13 protein-coding genes, 2 tRNA genes and 1 pseudogene are annotated in these 13,627 nt (G+C 66.5%); 13 read left to right on the top strand and 3 right to left on the bottom strand.

What is annotated here, in order from left to right; translation table 11 throughout:
- Positions 1-326: 326 nt before the first annotated feature.
- From CNR27_RS10425 to tadA, 5 genes and pseudogenes are all read left to right on the top strand, one after another.
- Complete coding sequence (locus tag CNR27_RS10425; RefSeq protein WP_096298549.1) at positions 327-758, top strand: (R)-mandelonitrile lyase; 432 nt, start codon at positions 327-329, stop codon at positions 756-758.
- Positions 755-1,612: an aldo/keto reductase gene (locus CNR27_RS10420; RefSeq protein ID WP_096298547.1), complete on the top strand. Its 858-nt coding sequence runs from the start codon at positions 755-757 to the stop codon at positions 1,610-1,612. The genes CNR27_RS10425 and CNR27_RS10420 overlap by 4 nt, the downstream gene beginning before the upstream one ends.
- Before the next feature lie 312 nt (positions 1,613-1,924).
- Positions 1,925-2,911: an aldo/keto reductase gene (locus tag CNR27_RS10415; RefSeq protein WP_096300557.1), complete on the top strand. Its 987-nt coding sequence runs from the start codon at positions 1,925-1,927 to the stop codon at positions 2,909-2,911.
- Positions 2,911-3,303, top strand: a pseudogene (locus CNR27_RS15740) (N-acetyltransferase family protein); the annotation flags it as partial. The gene CNR27_RS10415 and the pseudogene CNR27_RS15740, both read left to right, overlap by 1 nt.
- A gap of 165 nt (positions 3,304-3,468) precedes the next feature.
- On the top strand, positions 3,469-3,933 hold the full coding sequence (gene tadA / locus CNR27_RS15735; protein ID WP_245815811.1) for a tRNA adenosine(34) deaminase TadA: 465 nt from the start codon (positions 3,469-3,471) through the stop codon (positions 3,931-3,933).
- 16 nt (positions 3,934-3,949) lie between these two features.
- Here tadA and CNR27_RS10405 read toward each other — a convergent pair whose 3' ends face one another.
- The gene (locus CNR27_RS10405) at positions 3,950-4,480 is read right to left on the bottom strand and encodes a DUF2721 domain-containing protein (protein WP_233580164.1); all 531 of its coding nucleotides are present in this window, start codon (positions 4,478-4,480) and stop codon (positions 3,950-3,952) included.
- A gap of 32 nt (positions 4,481-4,512) precedes the next feature.
- Between CNR27_RS10405 and orn the strand changes: the two genes are divergently transcribed.
- Complete coding sequence (orn, locus tag CNR27_RS10400) at positions 4,513-5,076, top strand: oligoribonuclease (protein ID WP_096298545.1); 564 nt, start codon at positions 4,513-4,515, stop codon at positions 5,074-5,076.
- Positions 5,077-5,369: 293 nt separating this feature from the next.
- On the opposite strand, the gene ppsA is transcribed toward orn, so the two are convergent.
- The gene (ppsA, locus tag CNR27_RS10395; protein ID WP_096298543.1) at positions 5,370-7,751 is read right to left on the bottom strand and encodes a phosphoenolpyruvate synthase; all 2,382 of its coding nucleotides are present in this window, start codon (positions 7,749-7,751) and stop codon (positions 5,370-5,372) included.
- Positions 7,752-7,861: 110 nt separating this feature from the next.
- On the opposite strand from ppsA, the gene ppsR reads away from it, so the two are divergent.
- The 7 genes from ppsR (at position 7,862) to CNR27_RS10355 (ending at position 12,655) form a co-directional block, all read left to right on the top strand.
- A complete protein-coding gene (gene ppsR / locus CNR27_RS10390) occupies positions 7,862-8,683 on the top strand; it encodes a posphoenolpyruvate synthetase regulatory kinase/phosphorylase PpsR (protein ID WP_096298541.1) in 822 nt (273 codons plus the stop codon).
- Between the two features lie 97 nt (positions 8,684-8,780).
- A complete protein-coding gene (locus CNR27_RS10385; protein ID WP_096298539.1) occupies positions 8,781-9,287 on the top strand; it encodes a DUF1249 domain-containing protein in 507 nt (168 codons plus the stop codon).
- A 96-nt stretch (positions 9,288-9,383) separates the two neighbouring features.
- Positions 9,384-9,459, top strand: a tRNA-Ala gene (locus tag CNR27_RS10380).
- Between the two features lie 52 nt (positions 9,460-9,511).
- Positions 9,512-9,587 (top strand) — tRNA-Glu (locus CNR27_RS10375).
- 63 nt (positions 9,588-9,650) lie between these two features.
- Positions 9,651-10,088 (top strand): hypothetical protein, encoded by a 438-nt coding sequence (locus CNR27_RS15315; protein ID WP_157745409.1) that lies wholly within the window; start codon positions 9,651-9,653, stop codon positions 10,086-10,088.
- A gap of 288 nt (positions 10,089-10,376) precedes the next feature.
- A complete protein-coding gene (locus CNR27_RS10365; protein WP_096298536.1) occupies positions 10,377-11,768 on the top strand; it encodes a YeiH family protein in 1,392 nt (463 codons plus the stop codon).
- A gap of 452 nt (positions 11,769-12,220) precedes the next feature.
- The gene (locus tag CNR27_RS10355; protein WP_096298532.1) at positions 12,221-12,655 is read left to right on the top strand and encodes a single-stranded DNA-binding protein; all 435 of its coding nucleotides are present in this window, start codon (positions 12,221-12,223) and stop codon (positions 12,653-12,655) included.
- 13 nt (positions 12,656-12,668) lie between these two features.
- On the opposite strand, the gene CNR27_RS10350 is transcribed toward CNR27_RS10355, so the two are convergent.
- A complete protein-coding gene (locus CNR27_RS10350) occupies positions 12,669-13,601 on the bottom strand; it encodes a tyrosine-type recombinase/integrase (RefSeq protein ID WP_157745406.1) in 933 nt (310 codons plus the stop codon).
- Between the last annotated feature and the right edge of the window lie 26 nt (positions 13,602-13,627).

Genomic DNA, 13,627 nt, shown 5'->3' with positions numbered 1-13,627 from the left:
ACGGACTTGCCGCGGGGTAAGGACTGACCTCCGATCGACGCGTATTGCCAAAGCGCGAATCGCGGCATGCGACCCGGATGAGTCGGATCTCGAGCACGTCCGGGCGGCCCGGGAAGTGATTCGGAAATCCGTCACAAGGCCCTACAGAGGCCGGCGTATGAAGTTCGTCATCGCCCCGCGCCGCAGGAATGCCCCGTAATCGCCTCGCCGTGCTCCCAGCCGCTGCAGGCCGGCCGCAGAACGACGCACTGGCTGGAAGTGGCGGCAGGCCTGTCGCCGCTGGCCGCAGACGCCCTGGCGCACTTAGGCGCAGGAGGAAGGTCGACATGGACATTGCACGCAAGGCCGAAATGAAGGCCGTGGCCGGACCGGCGGAATATTTCACCGGCGAGGTGACGATCACCGGACAGTTCCAGCGGCCCGATCCGTCGCGGGTCAGCGGCGCGATCGTGCACTTCGAGCCGGGCGCGCGGACGGCATGGCACACGCATCCGGCGGGCCAGACCCTGATCGTCACCGAGGGCATCGGTTGGACCCAGGTCGACGGCGGCCCGAAGTACGAGTTCCACGCGGGCGACATCGTGTGGTGCCCGGCCGACAGCAAGCATTGGCATGGCGCGACCGAGCATGAAGCGATGACCCATATAGCCATCCAGGAATCGGTCGACGGCTCCCCCGTGACGTGGATGGAGAAGGTCACCGACGCGCAGTATCTGGAGCCGGTATCGACGCAATCCACGCAAAGGGCGGCGCCATGATCCTCGATGACTACTACACGCTGTCCAACGGCGTCCGGATCCCGAAGCTGGGGCTGGGCACCTGGCTGATCGCCGACGATGCGGCCGCAGGTCTGCTGCGACGGGCGATCGAAATCGGCTACCGCCACATCGACACGGCCCAGGCCTACGAGAACGAGCGGGGCGTGGGGGAGGGGTTGCGCACCAGCGGCGTTGCCCGCGACGAGATCTTCCTGACCACCAAGCTCGCCGCCGAGAGCAAGACGCTCGCCGACGCGCGGGCCAGGATCGACGGCTCGCTCAAGGCGCTGGCGGTCGAACACATCGACCTGATGCTCATCCACAGCCCGCAACCGTGGTCGGCGTTCCGCAAGGGAGAGCATTTCCTCGAGGGCAACCTGCAGGCCTGGCGCGCGCTCGAGGAGGCACAGGCCGCAGGCAAGCTCCGCGCAATCGGCGTGTCCAATTTCGAGCAGGTCGACCTGGACAACATCATCGACAACGCGACCGTGAAACCGTCCGTCAACCAGCTCCTGGCGCATGTGGGCAACACGCCGTTCGAGCTGATCGACTATTCGAAAAGCAAAGGCCTCCTGGTCGAAGCCTATTCGCCCGTTGCGCACGGGGCCGTACTCGAGGACCGCAGCCTCGCCGCGATGGCGCAGGGATACGGCGTGAGCGTCGCGCAGCTGTGCATCCGCTATTGCCTGCAGCTCGGGCTGCTGCCGCTGCCCAAGACCACCAATCCCGAGCACCTGAAGGACAACGCCGAACTCGATTTCACCATCTCCGATGCCGACATGGACACGTTGGTGAACGTGGAGCGCGATACAGACTATGGGGAGGCGAGCAGGTTCCCCGTATTCGGCGGATAGGCGCGCGCTCCTCGCCACCGGGATCGTGGGCGAGACGGTGCGCGTCCGCAGACCGCATGGCGGAATGCGCCTGCAGATCCTCGGCCCCCAGGCAGCTGGCTGTGGACGAAGGCCGCCGGGCTGCTTGCATCCTCAGCGCAAGGCGGTTGACCTCTGGCTTGCACGAGCGCGGCATGAATCGATTAGCCCGAGAGGTTGCCCATGCCGTGCGCGGCGCCCGATGCCGTCTGCCATCGGAGATGACCGAGGGTGATCGTGGCCCTGGAGGGGCTAAACTTTGCAGCCCGTTTGTTCCCTTGCAGAGCCATGATGATGCGTTCCAGACCTTTCGGCCGCAGCGGTCGCAGCGTCGGCGAGGTGGGCTTTGGCGCGTGGGCCATCGGCGCAGCCTGGGGGCAGGTGGACGATGGCCAGTCGACCGCCGCCCTGCACGCCGCGCTCGATGCCGGTCTGGACTTCATCGATACCGCCGACGTTTACGGCGACGGCCACTCCGAGCGCCTGATCGCGCGCGTGCTGAAGGAGCGCGGCGGCGAGCGTCCGTTCGTCGCGACCAAGGCCGGCCGACGCCTGCCCGCGCAGACGGTGGACGGCTACAGCGCGGAGAACCTCGAATCCTGGATCGATCGCAGCCTGCGTAACCTCGAGGCCGACGCGCTCGAGCTGGTGCAACTGCATTGCCCGCCGACCGACGCGTATTACCACCCGGAGATCTTCGAGCGCATGGACCGCCTGGTCGAGCGCGGCAAGATCGTCCGCTACGGCGTCAGCGTGGAGCGCGTGGAAGAGGGGCTCAAGGCCATCGAGTTCCCCGGTGTGGCCAGCGTGCAGATCATCTACAACATGTTCCGCCTGCGCCCGGCCGAGCTGTTCTTCCGCCAGGCGCAGCGGCGCGGCGTGGCGGTGATCGTGCGCGTACCGCTCGCCAGCGGCCTGCTGAGCGGGAAATTCACCGCCGATACGCGCTTCGAAGCCGACGACCATCGCCAGTTCAACCGCCATGGCGAGGCCTTCGACGTGGGCGAGACCTTCGCTGGCGTGCCTTACGTGGTCGGCCTGGCGGCGGTCGAGAAGCTGCGCCCGCTGGTGCCCGAGGGCGTCACGCTGGCCCAGCTGGCGCTGCGCTGGATCCTGATGGACGAAGCGGTGTCGGTGGTCATCCCCGGCGCGCGCAATCCCGCGCAGGCGCTGGCCAACATCGGCGCGGCCGGCCTGCCAGCCCTGTCCCCGCAGACCATGGACGCGGTCGCGCGCATCTACGAACAGGACATCAAGCCCTACGTGCACCAGCGCTGGTGATGGACGTGGATCGCGAGACCGTGCGTATCGACGCCGCCCGCGAAGCGGACCGCGACGTCCTGGCCGACCTGCTCATCGAGACCGTAGCCGACAACGGCTCGGTCGGCTTCATGCACCCCCTGGCCATCGCGGATGCGCGGGCGTTCTGGGATGGCGCACTCCAGGCGGCGGCGCGCGGCGAGCGCATCATCCTGTGTGCCCGACGTGGCGATGAAGTGCTTGGGACCGGCTCACTCGCACTGGTCTCGGCGCCCAGCCAGCCGCATCGCGCCGAGCTGACCAAGGTGATGACGACGGCGAGCGCGCGCGGCAGTGGTGTCGGCGCGGCCCTGGTGCGTGCCCTCGAACAGGCCGCACGCGATCACGGCCGTCATCTGATCACGCTGGATGCATCGCTGGTCGGCGGTGCCACCAGGTTCTATCGTCGTCTCGGCTATCGTCCAGCCGGCGACATTCCGGAGTTCGCGTACAAGCCACTGGGCGGACTGGCGGCGACGCGGGTGCTGTGGAAGTTGCTCGATGCACGCGAGATCGCCCGGCCGCCGATCGACACGTCGATGGACGAAGCTCACATGCGTCAGGCATTGGCACTGGCCGAGCGCGCGATGCTGGATGACGACGAGATTCCGGTCGGGGCGCTGGTGCTCGATCCGACCGGCAAGGTGATCGGCACGGGCTGGAACCGCAACATTGCCGAACACGACCCGAGCGCGCACGCCGAGATCGTGGCGATGCGTCACGCCGGGGCCGCGCTCGGCAATCACCGTCTGCTCGGCTGCACCCTCTACGTGACCCTGGAGCCGTGCGCGATGTGCGCGATGGCGATGGTCCATGCGCGCGTGGCGCGGGTGGTGTTCGGCGCGTTCGATCCCAAGACCGGCGCTGCGGGCAGCGTTTTCGACATGCTGGAAGACCCGCGTCACAACCATCGAATCGCCGTGACCGGCGGCGTGTGCGCCGACGTGGCCGGGCCGATGCTGACCAACTATTTCCGACGCAAGCGCGGCCTGCCGCCCCGCTGACCGGAGCGCCGGCCGGTCAGATCAGCGGGCTGCGTCGGTTGGCCATGCGATGCGCATCGTCCATCTCCTGGTTGACCGCATACACCGCCATCGAGGCCTCGCGCGCCAGCAGCAGGCTGGAGGCGAACATCGACAGCACGCCGAGCGCGGCAAGCAGGGTCGGCGCCTGGGCGAAGCGGTGGTCGAGGAACGAATCCCCGGCCACGGTGAGGCTGGTGCCGACGAAGCAGCTGATCGCCACATACAGCAGCTGACTGCCGCGAAGGATGATCCTGCTGCGCCTGCGCTGCAGCGCGATGCGGGCTTCGAGCACGCGCCGTTCTTCAGGATCGCTGCCATCGTCGTCGGACAGATCGCGCAGCAGGGCGCGTGTGCGGTCGATGATCCTGGCCAGTCTGGCATTGGCGGAGCCCAGCAGCGACGCCGTCGCTGTCAGGAAGAACGCCGGGGCGAGCATTGCGGTGAGGATGGTGTAGTGCGAGATCGCGGGATTGGACAGCATCTGGCGGAAGTTCTGGGCAAGGGTCCAAAGCGGCTGCGATATCATGCGCCGTTACGAATCCGAAGGCGACTGCACGCATGAATGCCGACAAGGCCATCGAAAGCCGACTGGTCTGGATCGACCTGGAGATGACGGGTCTGGATACCGATCACGATCGGATCCTGGAAATCGCGACCATCGTGACCGATGCCGATCTCAACATCCTGGCCGAAGGTCCGGAGCTGGCGATCATGCAGCCGCTCGAGGTGCTCGAAGCGATGGACGACTGGAACCGCGGACAGCATCGCCGCTCGGGCCTGTGGCAACGGTCGCTGGAGCAGGGCGTCGGCCTGGCCGAGGCGGAGGCACGCACGCTTGAGTTCCTGGAACAGTGGGCCGGCCCCGGCAAGTCGCCGATGTGCGGCAATTCCATCTGCCAGGATCGGCGTTTCCTGCACCGGCAGATGCCGACGCTCGAGAAGTTCTTCCACTACCGCAACCTCGACGTCAGCACGATCAAGGAACTCGCGCGGCGCTGGGCGCCCCAGGTCCTGGCAGGCTTCACCAAGCACTCCGCGCACACCGCGCTCAGTGACGTGCGCGATTCGATCGACGAGCTGCGGCATTACCGTGGTTCGATGGGACCCTTTTCGGGCCTTTGATCGCGGACCGGGAGCTGCGCCGGTCGCGTCGCGACCTCGTACTCGGTCGTACTGGTCGTCGCGGACGATGATGTCCGCTGGCCGGACCTGTTGTGCCTGCAGGCGCGCCGCGCCGGGTTAGTAGGCAGCGAGGTACAGCGCCGCCCGTATCGCCCGGACCTGCGGCGAAGCCCGCAATCGGCGAATGGAACTCTGCGACACCGCTGCGCGGCGGTTCCGGACATCTGAAACAGCGAGCCCCGCCGAAGCGGGGCTCGTTGCATCCACGTGGCCGGCGGCCGATCAGCGCGATGTCACGCCTTGGAATCGCTCTTGGACTTGGCCAGCTTCAGCCAGGTGTCGACGACGGTATCGGGATTGAGCGAGACCGACTCGATACCTTCCTCCATCAGCCACTGCGCCAGGTCCGGATGGTCCGAAGGGCCTTGGCCGCAGATGCCGACGTACTTGCCCTTGGCGCGCGCGGACTTGATCGCCATCGACAGCAGCTTCTTGACCGCCGGATCACGTTCGTCGAACAGGTGGGCGACGATCGAGGAGTCGCGATCCAGGCCGAGGGTGAGCTGGGTAAGATCGTTCGAACCGATCGAGAAACCATCGAAGATCTCGAGGAACTCGTCGGCCATCAGGGCGTTCGACGGGACCTCGCACATCATGATGATCTTCAGCCCGGCCTCGCCCTGGCGCAGCCCGTTGGCTTCGAGCGCCTCGATCACCTTGCGGCCTTCGTCGAGCGTGCGCACGAACGGGATCATGACCCAGAGGTTCTCGAGGCCCATCTCGTTGCGGACCTTCAGTACGGCCTTGCATTCGAGCGCGAACGCATCGGCGAAGCTCGGGTCGACGTAGCGGCTCGCGCCGCGGAAGCCGATCATCGGGTTCTCTTCATGCGGCTCGAAGTGCTTGCCGCCGATGAGGTTCGCGTACTCGTTGGACTTGAAGTCCGACAGGCGCACGATCACCGGGTTGGGCGCCACCGATGCGGTCAACGTCGCGATGCCTTCCGCCAGGCGGTTCACGTAGAAGTCGACCGGGCTGCCATAGCCGATGGTCTTGGCGTCGATCTTCTTCCGGGTCTCGGCGTCCTGCTTCTCGTACTGCAGCAGAGCGTTCGGATGCACGCCGATGTGCGCGGCGATGATCATTTCCAGGCGCGCCAGGCCGATGCCGGCGTTGGGCAGCTGGCCGAAGTCGAACGCGCGCTCCGGGTTGGCGACGTTCATCATGATCTTCAGCGGCGCCTCGGGCATCGAGGTCAGATCGGTGGTGATGCGCTCGAAGGGCAGGATGCCGGCGTAGATGAAGCCGGTATCGCCCTCGGCGCAGCTGATCGTGACTTCCTGGCCGTCCTCGATCATGTCCAGCGCATTGCCGGTGCCCACGACCGCCGGCACGCCGAGCTCGCGCGCGATGATCGCCGCGTGGCAGGTGCGGCCGCCGCGGTTGGTGACGATCGCCGCGGCGCGCTTCATCACCGGCTCCCAGTCGGGATCGGTCATGTCGGCGACCAGCACGTCGCCCGGCTGCACGCGGCTCATGTCGTCGAGCGTGCGCACGACGCGCGCGATACCGGCGCCGATCTTCTGGCCGATCGCGCGGCCTTCGCAGATCACCTCGCCGCGCTGCTCGAGCGAGAACCGCTCGATCTGGGTGTTCTTTGCGCGGGATTTCACCGTCTCGGGCCGCGCCTGCACGATGAAGAGCTTGCCGCTGGCGCCGTCCTTCGCCCACTCGATGTCCATCGGGCGCTGGTAGTGGTCTTCGATGATCAGCGCCTGGCGCGAGAGTTCCTGCACGTCCTCGTCGCTGATCGAGAAGCTGTTGCGCAACTCGAGCGGCGTGTCCTCGATGCGTACGCGCTCTCCGGGGACGTCGGAATAGACCATGCGCAGCTGCTTGCTGCCGATGCCGCGGCGCAGGATCGCCGGCTTGCCTGCCTTGAGCGTCGGCTTGTAGACGTAGAACTCGTCCGGGTTCACCGCGCCCTGGACGACCATCTCGCCCAGGCCGAAGCTGGAGGTCACGAACACCACGTCGCGGAAGCCAGACTCGGTATCGAGCGTGAACAGCACGCCCGAGGCGCCGATGTCCGAGCGCACCATCAGCTGCACGCCGGCCGACAGGAACACGTCCTCGTGCTTGAATCCGTGATGCACGCGATAGGCGATCGCGCGATCGTTGTAGAGCGAGGCGAAGACTTCCTTGACCTTGACCACGACATCGTCGCTGCCGGTGACGTTGAGGAAGGTTTCCTGCTGGCCGGCGAACGAGGCATCGGGCAGGTCTTCGGCAGTCGCCGACGAGCGCACCGCGACGGCGATGTCGCCGCCCCCGTTCTCCGACGCCAGCTTCTCGTAGGCGCTGCGGATGTCCGCATCGAGCTGGGGCTGCAGCGGCGCGTCGATCACCCAGCCACGGATCTCCTTGCCGGCGGCGGTCAGCGCGGCCACGTCTTCGACGTCGAGCGTCGCAAGGCGGTCGAAAATGCGCTGATGCAGATGGTTGTGAGCGATGAAATCGCGGAACGCATCGGCCGTGGTTGCGAAACCGCCCGGAACCGAGACGCCGAGCTTGGCAAGGTTGCCGATCATCTCGCCCAGGGACGAGTTCTTTCCACCCACCTGGGCGAGGTCGGACAGACGCAGGTCTTGCAACCAAAGGATGTTGGCGCTCAAGAGGAGACTCCGTGTCGCGGTGATCAGGGAACGCCGGCAGTGCCGGCACTGAACCGCTATTTTAGCCATCCCGGGCGCGCAGGCGCTCTCATCGACTGCTCGGAGGCCATATGTCCAGTCCCCGCCCCGTGTTCTACGTTTCCGATGGCACCGGTATCACTGCCGAAACCATCGGCCACAGCCTCCTGACCCAGTTCACCGGAACCCAATTCAGCACCAACCGCATTCCCTTCGTCGATTCGAAGGAACGTGCGCGGGAGGTGGCTGCGCTGATCCGCGCGCGTGGCGAGGCCATGGGTACGCGCCCGATCGTCATCAGCTCCTGCGTCGATCCGGCGTTTGCGACGGTGCTGGGGGAGAGCGGGGCACTCGTTCTCGACGTCTTCGCGCCATTCATCGAGCCACTGGAGCGCGAACTGCTGGAAGCGCGCGAGTCGCGCGTGGGCCGCGCCCACGGCATGGTTGATTTCGAGACATATCACCGGCGCATCAACGCGATGAACTTCGCGCTGACCCACGACGACGGCATGGCCACGAACTACGACGAGGCCGACGTCATCCTGGTCGCGGTGTCGCGTGCGGGCAAAACACCGACCTGCGTGTATCTGGCGCTGCATCACGGCGTGCGCGCGGCGAACTATCCATTGACCGAGGAAGATCTCGAGCACGACCGTCTGCCGCCACGCCTGCGCGCGCACCGGAGCAAGCTGTTCGGGCTGACGATCGATCCGGTGCGGCTGGCGCAGATCCGTCAGGAGCGTCGCCCGAACTCGCGCTATGCCCAGCTCGAGACCTGCAAGCGCGAAGTCAGTGCGGCCGAGGCGCTGTTCCGCGCCGAGCGCGTGCCATCGCTGAGCACGACCCACACCTCGATCGAGGAGATCTCCAGCAAGGTCATGTCGACCCTGGGCATCGAACGGGTGATGTACTGACGTCGCCCGGAAGGTGGTGGCGGAACAGCGCGATTCCCAGTCCTCATGGGGCGGGCGGATTCCGCACGATTCATCGCCGCGGATGTAGCATCGACGCATGCAGAAAGTCCTGACCCGACGTCCCCGATTGCCCGCCATGGGGCGGTTCGGCTGGCTGATGGGCCTGTACGCCGAGAACTACGAGCGTCTGGTCCGCGTATTCGATCCGGCTGCGCTTGCGCCGGGCCGTTACCGGTCGGACGTGCCGGGCGCGCTGCCGGTGCTGCTCGACGTCATCGCCCAGCATCCCTACACGACCGAGCTGCGCCTGAGTTACGCGATGCTCGATCCGGTGACCGGCGAACCGGACCCGTCTGCGCACCTTCGCTTGTATCGCGATGCAGGGCAGGTGGAGGCGACGCATTGCTACGTCGGTCGTCGCTGGCAGGACGTCATCGGCATGTTTCCACCTCCGGTCGAAGTCGTCGATCATCGGCTGCGCATGAACACCTTCCTCGGAAAGTGGCTGCAGTATCTCGACGACCAGGGACATGGGCTTGCAAGTCTGCGCGGAAATCCGGATGATGCGCGGCTCGACAGCAACGAGGCCGGCGCCACCGGCTGAAACGTTCCCCGGAACGAATCGATGCGATCGAAGGAAGTGCGAATTTTTTGTTGACGTTGCGCCACTGCAACCCTACAATTTCGCGCTCCCAAACGTGGGGCCATAGCTCAGCTGGGAGAGCGCCTGCATGGCATGCAGGAGGTCGGCGGTTCGATCCCGCCTGGCTCCACCACAATTTCTCTGTGCATCACAAGGCCGATGCACAGATGGCGCAGTTCATCTGCGTCCCCATCGTCTAGAGGCCTAGGACACCACCCTTTCACGGTGGACACCGGGGTTCGAATCCCCGTGGGGACGCCACTTTTTCAAGCATTCGGGCAGCTCGCAAGAGCTGCCCGAATGCTTTTTTTTGCGTGTCTTTAGTTGATTGAAGCCGCGCCACAAGCGGCGGTCTGTTCCGCCCGGATCGACGGTGTCGAGGCTGCGTGCGGCAGCGCCGACGCGCAGACCTGTTCAATGCCGATCCTGGCGATGTTTTTAGCGGTCCCGCGAAGTAATGGCCCGCGGGCGACCGGGCCGCGTGCCTACGCGAATCATGACGTCGGCAATGCATGGCCTCGCCTTATTGTCACTGCTGGAGTCGCGATGGAGCCCACAGTGAAAAGCAACTACAGCGTTTTCGAGAAAACCGCGGATGGGCAGTTCATCTGGATCAGGGAAGTTCTGGGCGCCCTGACGCGCCGTGATCAGCACTGGGAGCTGCTCACGAAAGACGGCGTGATCCACGGCACGCTGGAGGGCGATCCGGGCTCCGTGCACGTCTTCACCGACGAGGCGGGGCTGGAGTACAGGATCACCTGAAACCTGAGTGCGTCTGCAACCGGTGGAGGAATCCATGCGCCTCAGGTCGTCCGGGCGATACCCGGGTCGGGGCCGCCGTCGGATATCCCCAGGGCTCCCGGATGCCCCGTAAGTTCTTTCGCAATTTCATCGGGTTGGTTGCCCGCTCCGACGCGGGACACCCCTGCTATTGGCGCCGCCGCCATGCTTACTTCCCGATCACCTGGACACACTTAAGATCGATCGCGCAAGAGCGTGACGTTCCGCCAGGTCCCAACATCCTTGGACCGCGGTGACCAGGGTCCTGACATGGCGACCACAACCGAGCCGACTTCTGCCGCTCCTCCGCCATCCGGCTGGAGCGAGCTGTGGCGCAAAGAGGACTGGTGGGCGATCTGGATCGGGCTCTCGATCGTCGCTGCGGCCTGCATCCTCTTCTGGAACGGCAGCAGCCTGCGCTGGCTGGCTGTGGTGCCGCCGGAATGGAGCCATATCTCGCAGGTGGCCGACGACCTTGCGCGCAACTGGGTGCGCTACCTGGCGCTGTACCTGTTCTGGCTGGCCGTTTTTTCGCTCGCGCTCGCAGCCGTCGGCCAGAAACTGCGGGCGTTCGTCCCGGCATTCACGCTGCTCTACATCGCCGCCTATGTGATCTTCGTGATCGGTCGGTGGGAGGAGGCCACCCACTACAACATGGAGGCGCCGCTCGTCGCGCTGCTGCTGGGCCTTGTCCTGGCCAACACGGTCGGATTGCCGCGCCAACTCGATGCCGGGTTCCGCGGCGAGTTCTACGTCAAGACCGGGATCGTCCTCTTGGGCGCCACCTTGCCGCTTTCGCTGATCGCGCTCGCCGGGCCGGTCGCGATCCTGCAGGCCTCGACGGTGTCGATCGTGACCTTCGGCGTCATCTACTGGACCGCCAAGCGTTTCGGCCTCGATCGGCGTTTTGCCGCGATCCTGGGGGTGGGGGGCGCGACATGCGGGGTTTCGGCGGCAATCGCCGTCGCCGGGGCGGTCGGCGCGAAGAAGGAGGATACCGCGGTCACCATCACCATCGTCGTGCTCTGGGCACTGGTGATGATCTTCACCCTTCCGATTGCCAGCCGCGCGCTCCTGCTTCCGACGGGTGTGGCAGGAGCATGGATCGGCACGTCCGAATTCGCCGATGCGGCCGGAATCGCCGCAGCCCATGCCTATGGCGGCTATGCCGGCAAGATCCCGGGGATCACGGGCACGGCGGATCAGGCCCTGCACGCCTTCACCCTGGTCAAGGTGGTCGGCCGCGACCTCTGGATCGGCATCTGGGCCGTGGGTCTCGCGATCGTGGCGACGACCCGCTGGGAGACGCAGCCGGCGGGCAGCGCACCTGACGCGCGTGAGGTGTGGAGGCGCTTCCCGAAGTTCGTGATCGGCCTGTTCGTGGCCTCTGCGATCATCACCGCGATTACCGCGTCCTACAGCCTTGCGGACTATGAGCGTATCGTCGCGCCGGGCTTGACCGGGCCGATCAAGGACCTGCGGAGCTGGACCTTCATCTTCTGCTTCTTCAGCATCGGCCTCACGACCCGGTTCCGCGACCTGGCCGCCGCCGGCCCGAAGCCGTTCGCGGCGTTCACCGTCGGGGTAGCCGTCAACGTATCGATCGGGTTCCTGCTGTCGGCCTATGTCTTTGGCAAGCATTGGGCGACGCTCGGGCAATGAGCCTGTGGATGACAGTGCGGCACGCGCTCGGCGTGCGTTCGGACCAGGGGGAGCACTGTGGTCCTTGCGCGCATTTCTGCCAGGATCCCGCGAAGTTCGAAGCAGCGCTGCCCGGGCTGACGGCGCTGTCCTCCGGCACGGCTTCGGTCCGCGCTCGGGACGGGCTCTGCCTTCGCCACGACCGGATCATCAACGGCCGGAAACGGTGCGCGGCGTTTTCGTCGGCGGGCGCCGATGAGGGGCCCTAGTCCTCACGGGCTCGATCAACCCGCCAAGGGAGAAGCACCGAGCGGGTGGGCGCGGCGCCCGCCACGCGCCCGCCCTCCCGTACCGGCCGGCTACGCGGTGCCGCGATCGTGTCCGTCGCGATCCACCCGCCGGGCACCGCGCTGGTTCGCGGGATGGTGCGCAGCGCGGCTGCATGTGATGCCCGCGCAGGCTGAGCCCACGGCATGGTGGGCGCAGCCTGGCCGCGGGCAGCGGTCAAGGCGGGCGAGGGCGGCACTGTTGCCGAGCTGCGCATTGTGGTGACCGACGCCTGGCGCGATCGTGCCGGCGAGCGCGTCGAGCACACCGAACGACTACGCATCAAGGCCTTCAGCCGCGACGCGGAGAACGCCGGCAAGTTCCTCAGGAAGGGACGGCTGATCATCGTCGAAGGCAAGTTGCGCACCGAGAAATGGCAGGCCGACGACGGCAGCGATCGCTACTCGACGTGGATCTATGCCGAGCCGGGCGGCATCACGTGGCACGGCGGCCGGGACCACGCGGACACACGGCGCGAGCATCAGGGCAGGGGAGCGACACCTGCCCCGACCTCGCCCGCGGATGCGGACGCACCGACCAACCGCGAGGAGCAGTTCAATGATGACGACCTGCCGTTCTGAGGCCGCCCGTCGGTCACTCGCTGGCGCGCCGCGCGCGCGGGTGATGCGCCGCGGCGACACGCAGGTGCTCCATGTCGAGGCCAAGGTAGCGCGTGGTGGTCTCGGCGCTTTCGTGGCCCAGCATCTGCGCGATGGCGAAGATGTCGAGGCCGGACTTCATCAATTCGGTGGCGAACGAGGCGCGCAGCAGGTGCGGGTAGTGGCCCTGCCAGGGCCGGCCACGCGTGTGCGCTTCGAGCCGCGAGAACCCGCAGCCCAGCCCCAGCGATCGGCGGGCGTACCGGTTGACGATCACCCACACGCTGCGGCCGTCGCGCAGCGGCCGGCCCTGGGCGGTCAGGAACAGCGCCGACCGCTTGCCGGGCTTCTGCGCCGCGCGCTTCTGCAGGTAGGTCCGCAGCAGCCCATGCCATTGGCCGCCGAACGGCACCAGCCGGTACTTGTTGCCTTTGCCGTGCACGTGCAGCAGACCATCCAGCAGCACGTCGCCCAGCGTCAGCGCGACGAGCTCGCTGGCACGCAGCCCGCACTGGTACAGCGTGGCCATGATCAGGTGGTCGCGCAGGCCCACGAACGTCGACAGATCCGGCGCCGCCAACAGCACGCCCATTTCGTGGTCGTCCAGCGCCCGAACCATGCGCTCGGGCACGCGTCGCTTCCTGGGCCAGCCCGAGGGCTGCCAGCCGGCAGGGTCGACCATGTTTCGCCAGGCGAACCAAGACCGAAGCGCCGAGATCTCCAGATTCACCGAATTCGCCGACAGCGTCTGCCCACGAGCGCGCAGGTAACGCCGCACCGGGTCGTCGGCGTCGCCGTCGGCCTGCACAGGCAGGAACCGGGCGACCACGGCGCAGTACGCGGTCACCGTCTTCGGCGACCGCCCACAGACCCGTAAGAAGCGCCCGTAGGCGTCCAGAAGATCGACATAAATCGGTGTTAGTGACACCAAGTGTAAAAACCCCGCAGACCACA

The organism is Luteimonas chenhongjianii (assembly GCF_002327105.1).
Lineage (GTDB): Bacteria > Pseudomonadota > Gammaproteobacteria > Xanthomonadales > Xanthomonadaceae > Luteimonas > Luteimonas chenhongjianii.
Note: the sequence above shows the minus strand (reverse complement) of the source record. Positions and strands in the feature narration are given on the sequence as shown.

What these genes read in the sequence shown, in the direction of transcription:
- CNR27_RS10425 (WP_096298549.1), top strand. Translation starts at nt 327, where the DNA reads ATGGACATTGCACGCAAGGCCGAAATGAAGGCCGTGGCCGGACCGGCG.
- CNR27_RS10420 (WP_096298547.1), top strand. Translation starts at nt 755, where the DNA reads ATGATCCTCGATGACTACTACACGCTGTCCAACGGCGTCCGGATCCCG.
- CNR27_RS10415 (WP_096300557.1), top strand. Translation starts at nt 1,925, where the DNA reads ATGCGTTCCAGACCTTTCGGCCGCAGCGGTCGCAGCGTCGGCGAGGTG.
- tadA (WP_245815811.1), top strand. Translation starts at nt 3,469, where the DNA reads ATGGACGAAGCTCACATGCGTCAGGCATTGGCACTGGCCGAGCGCGCG.
- CNR27_RS10405 (WP_233580164.1), bottom strand. Translation starts at nt 4,480, where the DNA reads ATGATATCGCAGCCGCTTTGGACCCTTGCCCAGAACTTCCGCCAGATG.
- orn (WP_096298545.1), top strand. Translation starts at nt 4,513, where the DNA reads ATGAATGCCGACAAGGCCATCGAAAGCCGACTGGTCTGGATCGACCTG.
- ppsR (WP_096298541.1), top strand. Translation starts at nt 7,862, where the DNA reads ATGTCCAGTCCCCGCCCCGTGTTCTACGTTTCCGATGGCACCGGTATC.
- CNR27_RS10385 (WP_096298539.1), top strand. Translation starts at nt 8,781, where the DNA reads ATGCAGAAAGTCCTGACCCGACGTCCCCGATTGCCCGCCATGGGGCGG.
- CNR27_RS10365 (WP_096298536.1), top strand. Translation starts at nt 10,377, where the DNA reads ATGGCGACCACAACCGAGCCGACTTCTGCCGCTCCTCCGCCATCCGGC.
- CNR27_RS10355 (WP_096298532.1), top strand. Translation starts at nt 12,221, where the DNA reads ATGGTGGGCGCAGCCTGGCCGCGGGCAGCGGTCAAGGCGGGCGAGGGC.